The organism is Actimicrobium antarcticum (assembly GCF_039536745.1).
In the GTDB taxonomy this organism is placed as follows: domain Bacteria; phylum Pseudomonadota; class Gammaproteobacteria; order Burkholderiales; family Burkholderiaceae_D; genus Actimicrobium; species Actimicrobium antarcticum.
Genome location: NZ_BAAAZE010000002.1, coordinates 89266 through 103616 on the forward strand (window position 1 = coordinate 89266; position 14351 = coordinate 103616).

At 58.1% G+C, this 14351-nt stretch carries 9 protein-coding genes; 7 read left to right on the forward strand and 2 right to left on the reverse strand.

Annotated features, from left to right (window positions below; genetic code table 11):
* The first annotated feature begins 8 nt into the window (after positions 1-8).
* The 6 genes from ABD720_RS01720 (at position 9) to ABD720_RS01745 (ending at position 7705) form a co-directional block, all read left to right on the forward strand.
* Positions 9-1253 carry a glycosyltransferase family 4 protein gene (locus ABD720_RS01720; RefSeq protein WP_344761485.1) on the forward strand — a complete coding sequence of 415 codons (1245 nt, stop codon included), beginning with the start codon at positions 9-11 and terminating at the stop codon, positions 1251-1253.
* Entirely contained in the window at positions 1250-2194 is a 945-nt protein-coding gene (locus tag ABD720_RS01725; protein ID WP_344761486.1) for a UDP-glucose 4-epimerase family protein, read from the forward strand. The genes ABD720_RS01720 and ABD720_RS01725 overlap by 4 nt, the downstream gene beginning before the upstream one ends.
* 2 nt (positions 2195-2196) lie before the next feature.
* Complete coding sequence (locus ABD720_RS01730) at positions 2197-2757, forward strand: sugar transferase (RefSeq protein WP_344761542.1); 561 nt, start codon at positions 2197-2199, stop codon at positions 2755-2757.
* A gap of 405 nt (positions 2758-3162) precedes the next feature.
* Positions 3163-5085 (forward strand): polysaccharide biosynthesis protein, encoded by a 1923-nt coding sequence (locus tag ABD720_RS01735; protein ID WP_344761487.1) that lies wholly within the window; start codon positions 3163-3165, stop codon positions 5083-5085.
* A gap of 91 nt (positions 5086-5176) precedes the next feature.
* Positions 5177-6451, forward strand: coding sequence for a lipopolysaccharide biosynthesis protein (locus ABD720_RS01740; RefSeq protein WP_344761488.1), 1275 nt, complete (start codon positions 5177-5179; stop codon positions 6449-6451).
* A 180-nt stretch (positions 6452-6631) separates the two neighbouring features.
* Positions 6632-7705, forward strand: a complete 1074-nt coding sequence (locus ABD720_RS01745; protein ID WP_344761489.1) for a GGDEF domain-containing protein — start codon at positions 6632-6634, stop codon at positions 7703-7705.
* A 117-nt stretch (positions 7706-7822) separates the two neighbouring features.
* Here ABD720_RS01745 and ABD720_RS01750 read toward each other — a convergent pair whose 3' ends face one another.
* Entirely contained in the window at positions 7823-8671 is an 849-nt protein-coding gene (locus tag ABD720_RS01750) for a sulfurtransferase (protein ID WP_344761490.1), read from the reverse strand.
* A gap of 72 nt (positions 8672-8743) precedes the next feature.
* On the opposite strand from ABD720_RS01750, the gene dnaE reads away from it, so the two are divergent.
* Entirely contained in the window at positions 8744-12196 is a 3453-nt protein-coding gene (gene dnaE / locus ABD720_RS01755) for a DNA polymerase III subunit alpha (RefSeq protein ID WP_344761491.1), read from the forward strand.
* A gap of 22 nt (positions 12197-12218) precedes the next feature.
* Here dnaE and ABD720_RS01760 read toward each other — a convergent pair whose 3' ends face one another.
* Positions 12219-14045, reverse strand: a complete 1827-nt coding sequence (locus ABD720_RS01760) for a hypothetical protein (protein WP_344761492.1) — start codon at positions 14043-14045, stop codon at positions 12219-12221.
* Positions 14046-14351: the final 306 nt, after the last annotated feature.

A 14351-nucleotide genomic window follows, 5' to 3' on the forward strand; every position in this document is an offset into this window, starting at 1 on the left:
GCGGGCGCATGAAAATTCTGATAGTCACTCAATACTTCTGGCCCGAAAATTTCAGGATCAATGACCTCACTCAAGAGCTCGTAAAGCGCGGGCACAGTGTTACGGTATTGACGGGTATTCCGAATTACCCGGCGGGGAGGGTATTTGCCACGTACCTACAAAATCCCAATGACTTCGGGGAATACCGCGGTGCTAGCGTCAAGCGCGTTCCGATGTTGGCAAGGGGCCAAGGAGCAGTCCGCTTGTTGCTGAATTACCTGAGCTTTGTGATCGGGGCCTGTCTGTTCGGGCCGTGGCGTCTGCGAGGTCAGCATGTGGATGTCATCTTTGTTTTTGAGCCCTCACCAGTAACGGTAGGCCTGCCTGCGATCTTGCTTGGCCGAATCAAGCATGCACCAGTTGTTTTCTGGGCTTTGGACTTGTGGCCAGAAACATTGGCCGCTATAGGTGCTGTCCGTTCACCGAAGTTGTTGGGTTGGGTAGGGCATATGGTGAAGTTTATTTATGACCGCTGCACGTTGGTGTTAGGTCAATCGCGCAGTTTTCTCACGAGCATTGCTAAGTTTTGTTCAGACACTCGGAAGATTCGCTACTTCCCCAGTTGGGCGGAAGATGTTTTTAGTGAAATTGATCTGGTTCCGGCTCCGGAAGTGCCAGTGCTCGAGGGAGTATTCAATGTACTTTTTGCTGGAAATATCGGTGAGGCGCAAGACTTGCCAGCTGTTCTCGCTGCTGCAGAATCCTTGAAGCATAACGCCTCTATTCGTTGGCTCATCGTGGGAGATGGCCGGAAGTCCGGTTGGCTTCAAGAGGAAGTGGAGCGTCGCGGCCTGCAAGGCAGCGTCTTGCTATTAGGCCGGTTTCCAGTGGAGCGCATGCCGTCTTTTTATGTGCATGCGGATGCACTGCTGGTGTCTCTAAAAAAAGACCCGGTCTTCAGCATGACTATCCCTGGCAAGGTTCAGTCTTACCTGATGGCGGGTTTGCCACTTGTGGGCATGCTCGATGGCGAGGGGGCGAAGGTTATTATGGATTCTGACGCGGGTCTGGTTTGCGCAGCGGGTGACGCGGGTGGGCTTGCATCCGCCGTACTTGAAATGGCGGCCATGAGTGTTGATCGGCGGTATCAACTTGGTGTGAATGGTCGCACCTTTGCCCAAAAGGAGTTTGGTCGAACATTGCTGATGGATCGATTGGAAGCTTTGTTTTTCGAAGCAGCGAACTTGTATAAAGAAACAGAGGTGAATGCGTGATTCTGATAACTGGCTCCACAGGCTTTGTCGGTAGAGCAGTTGTTGAGCGCTTGCTGGCTAAAGATGAGCTTCAATGTGTAGCAGTAGCTGTGCGCCGAGCTGGTCCGAAGTTGTCAGAGCGGGTAGTGAAGCACGTAACTGGGGACCTAGAGTCATCAACCGATTGGTCAGCTGCTCTGAAGGGGGTTTCTGCTGTTGTACATTGCGCAGCGCGTGTGCATGTCATGGAAGATACCGCAGCAAATCCTCTTGAGGCATTTCGCAATGTAAATGTGCAAGGCACTTTAAACTTGGCCAGACAGGCAGCTGCTTCAGGCGTGCAGCGCTTTGTATTTATCAGTTCCATCAAAGTCAACGGAGAAGCGACGCAGCGTGGGCAGTCGTTCATGGCCGACGATACGCCTGCGCCATTAGACGATTACGGCGTGTCCAAGATGGAGGCTGAACAAGGCCTGCGGAAGGTCGCCTTGCAGACAGGAATGGAAGTAGTGATTATCCGCCCGCCCTTGGTCTATGGCCTCGGTGTCAAGGCCAATTTCGCCGTGATGATGCACTGGCTGCAGCGCGGCGTGCCTTTGCCGCTGGGTTCCATCAATAACCGGCGCAGTCTGGTATCACTAGACAATCTGGTCGACTTGCTGATGATGTGCCTTAAGCACCCCGCCGCAGCCAATCAGACTTTTCTTGTCTCCGATGGTGAAGACGTTTCCACTACTGAGCTGTTGCGCCGCATGGGAATTGCCCTCGGACACCCGGCGCGTTTGGTGCCTCTGCCAGCCAGTCTCCTCGAACTTGCTGCGGCCATTGTGGGCAAGGCGGATGTCGCCCAACGTTTGTGCGGATCCTTGCAGGTGGATATTGAAAAAACCCGCCGTTTGCTTGGGTGGACGCCGCCACTCACACTGGATCAAGGCCTGAAGAAGGCTGCAGAAGGACTATGAATTTGAAGCGGATTTTTGATTTATTGTTGGCCTTGGCGGCGACTGTGTTTTTGACAGTGCCCGTGGTTCTCGTCGCGGCACTGGTGCGACTGACTTCTCCTGGGCCTGCTCTGTATTGGTCGGATCGTGTAGGGCGGCACAACACACTATTCAAGATGCCAAAGTTCCGTAGCATGCGGGTGGGAACGCCCGCTGTAGCAACGCATTTGCTGGCGGATCCCAAAGCGCATCTCACGCCAATTGGTAACTTTTTGCGCAAAAGCAGCCTGGATGAACTGCCGCAGTTGTGGAGTATTCTGGCCGGCGATATGAGCTTTGTCGGGCCCCGTCCTGCGCTATTTAACCAGCACGACCTTATCGCGCTGCGTACCGAGTTAGGCGTGCATGAACTCGTGCCCGGACTGACAGGTTGGGCGCAAATAAACGGGCGCGATGAACTGCCCATTCCTGACAAGGTCAAACTGGACGCAGAATACCTGCAGAGCCATTCGTTGGCTCTTGATTTCCGTATTTTGTGGCTGACCTTTGTCAAGGTGATTCGGCGGGACGGGGTGTCTCATTGAGAATGGGGTACGTTGTTGACGCTCTCTGTGTAAGTAGACCTCTGCAATGTATGTTGCCGTAGGACTAGATCGCAGTTTGGAGTAACCGTCTTCAATCGACACAAATCGAGTGCAATGCCGTCCAAGTGTCGCTGTTCAGTTAGCAGTCTCAATGCAGACGTGTGAGCGCTTCTGAATGACGTTCTTAGGATGCGGCAAGCATTCGTTGGAGACATCGATTGCACATTCCGATTAAAGACAACGATCGATACCACCTATTAAATGTTACCCTTCAACGTCGATCACGATCAATTTCGCGTCGCTTGCGCATTGCCATATGTGCGCTCGTGATGGCGATTTAACGTGATACCCAATATGAAATCCGACGTGGTATCGCTGATAGTTTTTTTATTTTGATTGCGACCGATGCGATTTTTCTCCGACCTTACGCGCCTGCATAAAAAAATACTTGCCGTCATGGTGGATTTCTTCTTCCTGCCGCTGACGTTTTGCCTGGCAATGTGGCTGCGCTATGACAGCCTGACCATGGACGTCGTCCGGCCTTACCTCTGGTTGATCGCCCTAGTCCCGTTCGTCTCGATCCCCATCTTTACCAGGCTAGGGCTGTATCGTGCAGTAATCCGTTTCATTGATCACCGGATCATGTACGTGGTCGCGCTAGGCGTCACGCTGTCGGTCTTCATCCTGGTGGTCGCGGCGGTCTTCACAACCGGCATGAGCGGGTTATCGCGCGGTGTTTTCGGCATCTACTGGATCAGCACGATAATGTACGTCGCCACCAGCCGGTTTCTGGTGCGGGCCTACATCACGCTGATCAGTGGTACAGCCGGCGGCGTTCGGGTCGCAATTTATGGCGCCGGCGCAGCCGGTAACCAACTTGCTATCGCTCTAGCGAATTCCAAAGACTACCGCCCTGTCGCATTCATCGACGACAAACGCGAATTGCAGGGCTCGATCATTTCAGGGGTCCGGGTCTACGGGCCAGATGCGTTGTCAACTCTCGTCGCCGATAAGGAGATCACCAAAATATTGCTGGCGATGCCGTCTCTGTCCAAGGCCGGCCAGCGTCGCATCCTCGACAAGCTAGAACCCCTGAAAATCAAGACGCTGGTCACACCACCAATCCGGAATCTGGTCAGTGGGCTAGCCCAAGTGCAGGACGTGCGTGAAATCGAAATCGAAGACTTGCTTGGGCGCGACCCCGTCGAGCCACTGCACGACCTGATGGCCAGATGCATCACGGGCAAGTCAGTTATGGTGACCGGCGCAGGTGGCTCGATCGGCTCCGAGTTGTGTCGCCAGATACTTCGGCAGGAGCCGACGCGATTGATTCTGTTCGACATGTCCGAATTCGGGCTGTACACGATTGAACAGGAATTATTGAAGCTCAAAAGGATAACGGGTCTGGAGACAGAGCTGATCCCTTTTCTTGGCTCGGTCCTCGATTCGGTCAAATGCCAGCAGATCATGCGGTCCTTCCATGTCGAGACGCTCTACCATGCGGCGGCGTACAAACATGTTCCGCTGGTGGAGCACAATCCGATCGAGGGTGTGCGCAATAATGCCTTCGGCACTCTCAGCCTGGCGCGTGCGGCGATTGCGGCCGGTGTCAGTTGCTTTGTGCTGATTTCGACCGACAAGGCGGTGCGACCGACCAATGTCATGGGCGCCACAAAGCGACTGGCCGAACTGGTCTTGCAGGCGTTTTCAAAGACGCAGCAAAAGACCCGCTTTTGCATGGTGCGCTTTGGAAATGTGCTCGGATCATCGGGTTCGGTGGTGCCGTTATTTCGCAGTCAGATCATGGCGGGCGGGCCGATCACGATTACACATCCGGATATCACGCGCTATTTCATGACCATACCCGAAGCGGCGCAACTGGTGCTGCAGGCTGGTGCAATGGGCGAGGGTGGGGATGTGTTTGTGCTGGACATGGGCGAGCCGGTCAAGATCGTCGACCTGGCCAAACGCATGGTGCACCTGAGCGGACTGGAAATCAGGACCGATCCCGCCGAGGCGCACGACATCGATATTCAGTTCGTGGGCCTGCGTCCGGGCGAAAAATTATATGAAGAACTGCTGATCAGCGACAACGTGATTGGCACCGGTCATCCATTGATCATGCGCGCGCAGGAGGATGATATTCCGTGGCCGGTGCTGGAGCAGTTTCTTGCACGGCTGGGCGTCGCTTGCGAGAAGTTTGACCATGAGGCTATCCGTGTTTTGCTGACCCAGATTGTCTCGGAATACTCGCCGCAATGCGGCATCGAGGATTTTGTATGGCGAGTCGAGCACCAGGTTGGTCGCAAGATTCGTGCAGTGAAATAGCGACCATAACAAAGTGCGTGTATGTGTTTTCTGGTGCGGTCGACCGCATCGATGATGCTAAACTCCGCCTCTTTGCAAACATCGGACAACCATGGAAAAAGATACCCGACCGCACAGTCGTATTGAGAGCAATGGCAGTAGTCACGACAACGGCCAGCACGATAGTAGTGATGAAATGCAGTTGTCCCTGACTGACTTGGTGGTGCCGCTCTGGCGCGGACGCAAGCTGATCCTGGCGGGTGCACTGATTGCCATGTTGCTTGGTGCCGCAGTGTCTCTCAAGTTGTCGAAGTACCGCAGTGAAGGGTTTTTACAGTTCGGCGGCGCAATTCCATTGCCGCGTGAGCGCCTGCCTGGAGACAAGGAGCCGCTACCAAGTCCGGGCATCGCGCTGGCCGACTACAAACGCTACGCAGCAGCCTTCGGCACCCCTGGACGTCTTGATCAATTCATCACCCAGAACAAACTGACAGGCACGCCCGAAGCGATGGCCCTGCAGCGCACTTTCGCCTCGAAGGATGGTATTACGGCGCTAGTGCAACCGGTGTATCCGTTCACCAAACTGGATGCAAAAGAGCTGATGGAGCAAACCAAGGACGCCAGTAACAACGTGATCGGCCTGCGCATCAACTACGCCGCCGGAACGCCGGAAATGGCGCAGCATCTCGTGACCTTGCTGGGTGGCTATGCGATGGATGGCATCATTTATCTGACCTACTCGGATGCCTTGCGCTTCAAGCATTCGGAGATCACCGCCCGAGTGACCAAACTGGACAATGACATTATTGACCTGAAAGAAAGGCTCGACAGCTATCAGCGCCAGGGCACGGCATTGCGACAGATTGTGACTCGTTATCCGGACATGGCCGGCGCGGCAGGGCGTCAGCCCTTTCTGGTGACCGGTGACAATGCCCGTTACTTGCCACCAGTGACGCATCTGATGTCGACGGAAGTCGGTACATCAGAAGCCAACGAAGCGATAACTACGGCGCAACGCGAGCAACGTCAGGCGCTAATCCTGCGCGACTATTACGACCGCGCAAAGAGTGTTCTCGACGGTGGCAATTCCAGCGCGACGATGCTGCGTTCTCTGGAGACGATCAAGGAAGAGGTTTTCAAGAAGCAGGATCTGAAGGACCCGGTCGTCAAAGAGGTCTACAACACGATCACGATCGACAACCAGAAATCCATCAATCTGTATCTCGAAAAAACCCGCTTCATTGCCGGCCCAAGTTTGCCCGAATCGCATACGCTGCCACTGTCGACGACCTTGCTGATCAGTTTGCTGCTGGGTGTAGTGCTGTCGTCGCTGCTTGTCTACGGACGCAACTGGTGGGGCGCGAATCGCCAGAGGATCACGAGTTAAGCATCATGGGCGGATTGCGCAAATGCTGACCCTGTCAGCGATCGTGGACAGTTGACATCCCTGCGTCAGTGGCATCGGACTCGATGCCTTGACCGGATTCAATGGGCCCATGTATTAATTCCAGGCCAACCTACCCCGACGCAGTTACAATGTTCCACCCTGGAAATCTGCGCTCCTCTCATGCCACTGTCGTCCACCCAATCCGCACAACCGAACGTCGGGCAGTCACTGCCCGATGCGGGACTGCACGTGGCGGCAATGAGCGGCGGTGCGGTCAACGATCCGCTGCCTGACACAAGCTACGACGACATCATTCGCCTGGCCAACCTGTTGTGCGGCACCGCCGTTGCGGTGATCAGCCTGACCGGCCAGAAGACGCCCGATCTCGTATTGCAATTGGGTGAGTCACTTGCCGAGAGGGTGCGCGACCTGTCGGTCTGGAGCACTGCCGGGCTAGTGGCAGGCCAGGTGCTGATGGTGCCCGACCTGCTGGCCGAGACGCCACCAAGCGAAGCCGGCCACGGCTTGCGACTGTATGCAGCCGCTCCGCTGATCGACTCTCTGGGTACGGTAATCGGCACGTTATGCGTCTTTGATCCGCAACCGGGGCAGTTGTCGGCGACACAGCAGGAAGGCTTGCGACTGCTGGCGCGCCAGGTGGTGGCGCTTCTGGCGGCGCAACAGAAAATCGCGCATCTGTCCGAGTCCCTCGAACATCTCGAAATCCTCAGCGCAACCGATGCGCTGACCGGATTGCACAACCGGCGGGCCTTCGAGCAGCGCATCCGGCAGGAGTTCGAGCGGGCCCGGCGCTATGGCGCCGCGCTGTCGTTCCTGATGCTGGATGTCGACTTTTTCAAGCACTTCAATGATCTGCATGGTCATCAGGCTGGCGACCGCATGTTGCGCAAAGTCGCCCGTACGCTGCAAGCGCAGGCGCGCGGACAGGACACACTGGCGCGCTTCGGCGGGGAAGAATTTGCGGTCGTGCTACCGAACACCGATCGCTTTGGCGCGCTGGTGCTGGCCGAACGCTACCGCGTGGCGATCGAGGCGTTGGGTGCCGCCGACGTGACGGTCAGTATCGGTGTCGCGATGCTCGACGCCAGCATGCAGCACCCGGATGACCTTGTCAGTGCCGCCGATCTGGCCCTGTATCGTGCCAAGGGCAGCGGGCGCAACAAGGTCATCGAGGCTGTTCGTGATGGCGACAGTGCTGGCTCGGGCTCCGATGACGGTTTCGCTGGCGGGTAGTTTTTCTGTTGTGTGCTGCCGCATGCCAGCAGATGGATAAGCAGATTCCCGTGCGCCCGAGGCGCGCAATTCCTCGATGCTTGCCGCGCTAGAACACCGTCATGCACGTTCGGTCCGTCATTTATCCACACAATGCGGACAACACTCCCCGTCCCGATACGCCGCCGACAATTGCTGGCGCGGCGAGACCTGCGCCTGGCATGCCGGGCAGGTGATCGCCAGCGACGGCGCCAGCTGCGGGTCGAGTGCGGTGCGCTGGTCGAACACAAAACAATCGCCCGTGTAGTGCGCGCCACCGACCTCCTCGAAGTATTTCAGGATGCCGCCATCAAGCTGATACACGCTGTCGAAGCCGACTTCCTGCATGTGGATCGCGGCTTTTTCGCAGCGGATTCCGCCGGTGCAAAACGTGACGATGGTCTTGCCCGCCAGTGCGTCGCGATGCTGCGCCACGACCGCCGGGAATTCGCTGAACTTGTCGATCCGGTACTCGATCGTGTTGTCGAAGGTGCCGACATCGACTTCGAAGGCGTTGCGGGTGTCGAGCATCACCACCGGCTTGCCATGGTCATCCTGACCGGCGTCGAGCCAGCGCTTGAGCGTGCCCGGCGTGACCGCTGGTGCACGGCCTTGTTCGGGCCGGATCAGCGGCATTTTCATGGTGATGATTTCGGCCTTCAGCTTGACCAGCATCTTGTTGAACGGCTGCTCGCCGGACTGGCTTTCCTTGATCTCGATGTCGGCAAAACGTGCATCGGCGCGCAGCCACTGCACGAAGCCGTCGATGGCAGTGCGCGTACCCGCCAAAAACAGGTTGATGCCTTCTGGCGTCAGCAGGATCGTGCCCTTCAGTCCAAGCAGGTTGCACTGATCGAGAAACACCGGTCGCGCCGCCGGGGTGTCGGCGATGCTGATGAATTTATAGGCAGCGATGTTGACGATAGGTGACTGCGTGGAAGACTGCATGAGAGGCCGGGTACCAGGTTTCAAAAGCGACATTATAAGGTGTCGAACAGCCCGCTCCGGTAGAATGCTGCGATGACCTCACCGCAATTTACCCACCTTCGCCTCCATTCCGAATACTCCATCGTCGACGGCTTGATCCGCATCGATGACGTGGTCGACGCCGCTGCGGCCGACGCTCAGCCGTCGCTTGCCATCACCGATCTGGCCAATCTGTTCGGCATGGTCAAGTTCTACAAGGCCGCTCGCAAAAAAGGCATCAAGCCGATCATCGGTTGCGATGTCTGGATCACCAACGACGACGACCGCGACAAGCCGTCACGCCTGCTGCTGCTGGCAAAAAATGCCGCCGGCTACCTGCAGTTATGCGAACTGATTTCGCAAGCCTGGCTCAGTAATTTGCATCGCGGCCGCGCCGAAATCCGCATCGACTGGCTCGAAAAACTCAGTCCGGCCCATGGCCTGATCGCGCTGGCCGGCGCGCATTTCGGGGATGTCGGCATCGCCATCGAAAACGGTAATATCGCCGCTGCCGAACGCAATGCACAGCGCTGGTCGCGGATTTTTCCGGGACATTTTTATATCGAGATCCAGCGTGCCGGCCAGCCCAACCAGGAAGCGCAAGTGCGCCAGCTGGTCGCCCTTGCCGCACGTCTGCAGTTGCCTGTTGTGGCAACCCATCCAATCCAGTTTCTGACCAAGGAAGAATTCATCGCGCATGAAGCGCGCACCTGTATTTCGGAAGGCGAGATGCTGGCCAATGCGCGGCGCGTCAAGCGCTTCAACGACCGCCAGTGTTTTACCACGCAGGCCGAGATGGCCGAGCTGTTTGCCGACTTGCCGGGTGCGCTGCAGAATTCGCTCGACATCGCCAAACGCTGCAACCTGACGCTGGTGCTCGGCAAGCCCCGTCTGCCGGACTTTCCGACGCCCGAGGGCATGACGATTGGCGACTTCCTGATCAGCGAAGCGCGCCGCGGACTGGAGCAGCGCCTGCTGCAGCTGTATCCGGATGCCGTCAAGCGCGAGGCCGAGCGCCAGCGTTATGCCGATCGCCTCGATTTCGAAACCAATACCATCATCAAGATGGGGTTTCCGGGTTACTTCCTGATCGTGGCCGATTTCATTCAATGGGCCAAGAACAATGGCGTGCCGGTCGGGCCGGGACGGGGTTCAGGTGCCGGTTCGCTAGTGGCGTATTCACTCAGCATTACCGACCTCGATCCGCTCGAATACAACCTGCTGTTCGAGCGCTTCCTGAATCCGGAACGGGTGTCGATGCCCGACTTCGACATCGACTTTTGCCAGGAAGGCCGCGACCGCGTGATCCAGTACGTCAAGGATCGCTACGGCAAGGAAGCGGTCTCGCAGATCGCCACTTTCGGGACGATGGCGGCCAAGGGGGCGATTCGCGATGTCGGCCGGGTGCTCGACATGGGCTACAACTTCTGCGACGGAATTTCGAAACTGATTCCGTTCAAGCCGGGCAAGCAGGTCACCATCGCCGACGCGATCCTGGAAGAACCGCTGCTGGCCGAGCGCCAGGAAAACGAAGACGAAGTGCGCCAGTTGCTGGATCTGGCGCAGCAGGTCGAAGGCATCGCCCGCAACATCGGCATGCATGCGGGTGGCGTCGTGATCGCGCCGGGCAAGCTGACCGATTTTTGTCCGCTGTACACGCAGGGCGGCGAATCGGGCGTGGTCTCGCAATACGACAAGGATGACGTCGAAGCGGTCGGCCTGGTCAAGTTCGACTTTCTGGGCCTGACCACGCTGACCATCCTCGACTGGGCCGTGCGCTATATCAAGCGGCTCGATCCGGCCATGGCCGATTTCAGTCTGGAGAAATTGCCGCTCAACGACAAGGCGTCGTATGACCTGCTGACCAAGGCCAAGACGGTTGCGGTATTCCAGCTGGAAAGCCGCGGCATGCAGGGCATGCTGAAAGACGCGCGGCCCGATCGTTTCGAGGACATCATCGCGCTGGTGGCGCTGTACCGGCCGGGTCCGATGGACCTGATCCCGGACTTTTGTCGACGCAAGCACGGCGAGCGCTTCGATTATCCCGACCCGCGCACCGAGGGCATCCTGTCCGAAACCTACGGCATCATGGTGTATCAGGAGCAGGTGATGCAGATGGCGCAGGTGGTCGGCGGTTACTCGCTCGGTGGCGCCGATCTGTTGCGGCGCGCGATGGGTAAAAAGAAGGCCGAAGAGATGGCCGAGCACCGCCAGATTTTCCGCGACGGTGCGGCCAAGGATGGCTTGTCCGAAGCCAAGGCCGACGAGATTTTTGACTTGATGGAGAAGTTCGCCGGCTACGGATTCAACAAATCCCATGCGGCCGCGTATGCATTGCTGGCCTATCACACCGCCTACCTGAAAGCGCATCACCCGGCCGCGTTCATGGCCGCCAACCTGTCGCTGGCGATGGACGATACCGAGAAGGTGCGCATTCTGGTCGAGGACGTGATCGACGTCTGCGCAATGACCTTGCTGCCGCCCGACATCAATCAATCGGATTACCGGTTCACGCCGGTCGGCGAGCCGGGCAAGCGCGCCAAGCAGATTCGGTATGGACTCGGTGCAGTCAAGGGTTCGGGGCAGGGCGCGATCGAAGCGATCGTTGCGGCGCGCGCCCATGGTCCGTTCATCGACCTGTTCGATTTCGCCAAGCGGGTCGACAAGCGCCAGGTCAATCGCCGCACCATCGATTCATTGATCCGGGCCGGTGCGTTCGATTGCTTCGAGGTCGATCGGGCGATCCTGCTGGCGTCGGTGGCGCTGGCGCTGGAAGCGGCCGAACAGCATGAAGCATCGATCAATCAGGTCAGTCTGTTCGGTGGTGCCGACAGCGATCTCGACACGCAACCGGGTTACGTCAAGGTCGCGCCGTGGACCGACAAGCAGCGCCTGACCGAAGAAAAAATCGCGCTCGGTTTTTATCTGTCCGGTCACCTGTTCACGTCCTATGCCGACGAAGTGCGCCGCTTCGCCCGCACCAAGCTGTCCAGCCTGGAACCGTCGCGCGATTCGCGCATGATTGCCGGCATCATCGTCGCGATGCGGGTGCAGATGACGCAGCGCGGCAAGATGGTGATTGTCACGCTCGATGACTCCAGCGCGACGGTCGATGTGACGGTGTACAACGAGATCTACGACGCCAACAAGCGCATGTTCAAGGAAGACGAATTTCTGTGCGTCTCGGGCAAGGTGTCCGAAGACCGCTTTTCGGGCGGCCTGCGCATCACCGCCGAAAAAGTCATGGACATTGCCGCTGCGCGCATCCAGTACGGCAAGCAGATTGCACTCACGTATTCCGGCAAGCTCGATGCCGCACAGATCAAAAGCCTGCTCACGCCATACCGTTCCGAGGCCGGCCTGCCGTTCCTGTTGCGTTACACCCAGCAGGGCGCAGCCTGCGAATTGCGCCTGGCTGAAGAATGGAAAGTGCTGCCGGCCGACGGTCTCAAGCAGGTGCTGTCGGAAAAACTGGGCGGCGATTGTGTCGAGTTCGAATACTTCTGATCTGGCCGGTACACCCGCACAATCAGGCCTGCCAGTTATGCCGACGCAGCATGCTCAGTGCCTCCGCGCGAACCTGCAGGTGCGTGATTTGCGCAACCCTGGTGGCGAGTTCGGCCAGCAGCGCATCGCGTTGCGCACCCGCGGCGATGGCGGGCAGTTGCTGGTCGATCAGCGCCAGCGCCTGACGCTGCGCGGGTGCGTCCTGCATGGACAGCACCTGCCGCGCGACACTGCCGACCAGTCGCAGCGGTTGCCCGCGCATGCCCAGCGCCTTGCGCAATATTGGTTCGATCACCGGATCGGTAAAGTGGCGCGCCCAGCCGGCCAGCACGGCGCGGGTCGCACTGGTTTGCGCGGCACCCGGTATGGCGCCTTTCCATAACGGCTTCCAGATACCGGCGGCTTTGGCCATCAGCGCGGCCGGCAAATCCGGCAGCAAGGTACTGAAGCGCACCAGCGTGTCATCGCGTTCGTTCGCAGAAAGTTGACTCAGTTGTATCTCGATGGTGCTCAGTCTCTGATTCTGTGTAGCGAGCATCGCCGAAGTCGTTGGCAATCCCCGCTGTTGTTCCATTGACTCCAGCGTAGTCGCCACGATGCTGGCCGGACTCTGTACAAACCCGGCCGGAAAATTCATGCGTTGCGCTTCCTCCACGGCGGCGGCGGCACTGTCGATCAGGTCCTGTGGCGCACGCGTAGTCGAAAATTCGCTGCCATCGTCGGCGCGGTACAGGATGTTTTTCGATGGTAATCGTATGTCGCGCAGCAGCGGCAGCGCCTTGACCCGCATCGCCACTTCCACACGGACGCGTTCGCCGCTGGCGATGGTCAGTGTGTCGCGCCAGTTCGCCTCCTTGATGGCCTGCCGCCGCGGCGATGTATGGGCTGCGAGGTTGGCGGCTTTTCGCAGGTCGCTTACCGTCACAGTCGTACGCTGGCTTGCGATTCCGACGACTTCTTGTCTGATCCTGAGATCCATGGAACCGACTTTGTAAGTGCACTTTGCAACGGTTGCTATGGTATTGGCTGCCTCGGTGTACACAGCATTGACGTGTGGCGCGGCATTCGCTGCTTGTCCCTCCAACCCCCGGTCTCCCTGCACATCACGATACTCGGCAAGAAAATCGACAAGCCGGGCACGTTCAATCGGCATTTCGCCCAGTTGCTCTTCCAGGGCGGCGCGCACGGTATCAATCGTGACGAGATTGAATGTGGATGGCGGTGCGATCGTGCCCGGCTGATGGCGCTGTTGCACGACTGCGTCGGTAAACGCCGAGTCTGCTTTCAGGCAGCTCGACGGAAAAGTGGTCCAGGCATCCACCACCACGGCGTTCTGGCCCTGTTCCGGCGACAGCAGCAACACTTGATGGTCGTCGTCGTTGACAACCACTTCCACCGGCAGGTCAAGTGCTGCTGCCAGTGCAAACGCGACCGCCGTATGTTCGGAGCACTGTCCTGCGTTTCCCAGCACACCGATGGCTGCCGTCGATTGCTGGTGAGCGCTGCCGGGTAACGTGATTTTGCGAATGCCGCCGACGTTGAGCCAGTTGGTCCCGCGTGATCCGGTCATCGCCAGACGTTGATTGGCGGGGCCCCGTGGCAGCAATCGGCGGGTCGCCAATGCCAGCGAGCGACCCTGTTCAAGACGCGCGATGGTGTCGGGCGAGACGGTTCGCACTTGTGCCTCACCGGCTTCGTGCAACGCTGCCGGAATCGCTTGCAGCGGCGTGTTGCGGGCCTCTTCATGCAACGCCATCAGGCGTTCTTGGTGGGTCTGTCTGTCGGCATCGGTCTGGTTGCGGTAGGCCTCGGTCCAGATCGGGGCAAGGATGGTATTCAAGCGTTGCATGAAAACTCTCGGTGTGATTCAGGTAAATAAAATGTCCGGGGCGCGCTGTGCAGCGGTGAAGAGCAGGCTGAGTACGGAATTCAGGCGTTGCATCGCGGGGGCGGTCGTGGAATGCGTGTAGTGAGGGGCCATTGCTGGCCTGTGCGACGTTAAGTGGTCGTGTCGCCTGACTGGTTCCAAATACGGTTGTGACCGCGCAAAATTATTTCGCACAAAATCGTCAGCTGGAATTTGCCTTCTCAGCCATTTTTATCGACTTGACCGTTATTTGCGATACGGCCATCCGGTAAACTTTTGAGACGCTAA